Raw genomic sequence first — 1,815 nt, forward strand, 5'->3', positions numbered from 1 at the left:
AAGACATCGTTGACGATCATAAAATTCTTGACGAACTCCAAAACCTCATCTGTCACAAACTTTGAAGGGTATATCAAAATGATGTTGTGGATTTGCTCATTTACAGAGATCATCTGTGATGTCGATACTGGATATACCACAACTGTATGGTCCTCTATAAAATCGTCATACATATGAAGATCCCTGTGATTTAACATCCGATTTTTGTTTTTTAAAATCAGTTGATAGGCAGGATGATCAGGTTCTAAATTTGTGATAATTCTATCTGAATAGTACATGAAAGAATAAAGGCATCCTGTGCACCCTACAATAATGTCATTCAGGGTTTCCAAATTGATGCTCTTATCAAAATGTACGAACTTAAGCAGTTCAAAGCTTTGTCTCGACTCTGCAAGCTGTCTTGTCAAGCGTCGGTTTTCCTCTAAAACATGATCTTTAACATTTTCTGTTACACGCTGATATTTATCAAATGTAGTCATAAATAACTCCTTAAAAACACAGATGTTATAAAATTTCACCTTATTGTAACATAATAGTTTCCTTTAAATATCAAATTTTTATAAAAAAGTGGTAAATTATCATAGGATTTTAATACCCTGCTATTAAATCTACGAAACATTCGAAGCACATTTCCATATCTATCTCAATATTATATTACTTTTAACAAAAATAACTATTAAAGCAGAAAAAAAGGGTATATAATGCATGAAAGTTAAATAAGGAGGCTCATATGAAAATAATTATTATCGGCAATGGTGCTGCAGGCATCTCCGCCGCAGAAAGTATACTTGAAAACAAAGGCAACACCCACCTTGAAATTAAAATGATTACCACAGAGGATGCATCAATCTATTATCGACCTATGTTGTCAGATTACATCTCTCAACCATCACTCCCAAATAGATTTTTCCTCCACCCTTTTGCATGGTATGAAGAAAACTCAATATCGCTTATACACGGGGTTGCTGTTACAGAAATCAATCGTGATAAAAAACAAGTCACATTGGACAATGGCCAGACACACGCCTATGACAAGCTTGTCATTGCAACGGGTAGCTACAACTTTATACCACCATTTAAGGGTGCTGACCTACCAGAGGTTAAATCCCTTAGAACCTTAAAAGATGCAGAAACCATAAAGGCTATGATTGAGCCTTCCAAACATGCACTTGTTATCGGAGGTGGATTACTTGGTCTTGAGCTTGGATGGCAAATGATTCAATTGGGCTTAAAGGTAACCGTCATAGAAATGATGGAGCGTTTGCTTCCAAGACAACTGGACCCTGAGGCATCTGCCCTCTTCCTGAAGAAGGTGGAAGCGACAGGCATGACTGTTATGACAGGGGTTGGAACTGATTCTATCTTGGGCGATACTCATGTTGAGGGGATCAAACTATCCACTGGTGAAATCGTCAAGGGTGATTATGTATTCATTTCCATAGGCATAAGAGCCGACGTGACACTCGCCCAAAAATCTGGATTGACCATTAACAGGGGCATCGTCGTTGATGAACATATGCGAACAAGTGACCCTGATGTATTTGCAGCAGGTGACTGTGCTGAATATGAAGCCATCAATTTCGCAATATGGCCTGAAGCTGTTTCACAGGGTAAAGTTGCTGGTATGAACCTGGTTGGAAAAGATTCAACCTACGAGACATTGGTTCCTTTCAACATCTACCACGGTATGAACATGCGCCTATTCTCTATCGGAGATGTCGGCAGTCAAGGTGAAGAGGCCTATGAAATCCTACGTTTTGAAGATGGCGATCACTTTGAGAAAATCTTCTTCAAAGACAATGTCATCACAGGTGG

The 1,815-nt window shown here is 38.6% G+C and carries 2 protein-coding genes; one reads left to right on the forward strand and one right to left on the reverse strand.

Annotated features, from left to right (window positions below; all coding sequences use genetic code 11):
* On the reverse strand, positions 1-479 hold a 479-nt coding region (locus AC220I_RS22015; RefSeq protein ID WP_486726015.1), incomplete at its 3' end, for a hypothetical protein.
* A gap of 251 nt (positions 480-730) precedes the next feature.
* Between AC220I_RS22015 and AC220I_RS22020 the strand changes: the two genes are divergently transcribed.
* Positions 731-1,815: NAD(P)/FAD-dependent oxidoreductase (locus tag AC220I_RS22020; protein WP_486726016.1), on the forward strand; the 1,085-nt coding region annotated here is incomplete at its 3' end.

The organism is Fusibacter sp., assembly GCF_057447755.1.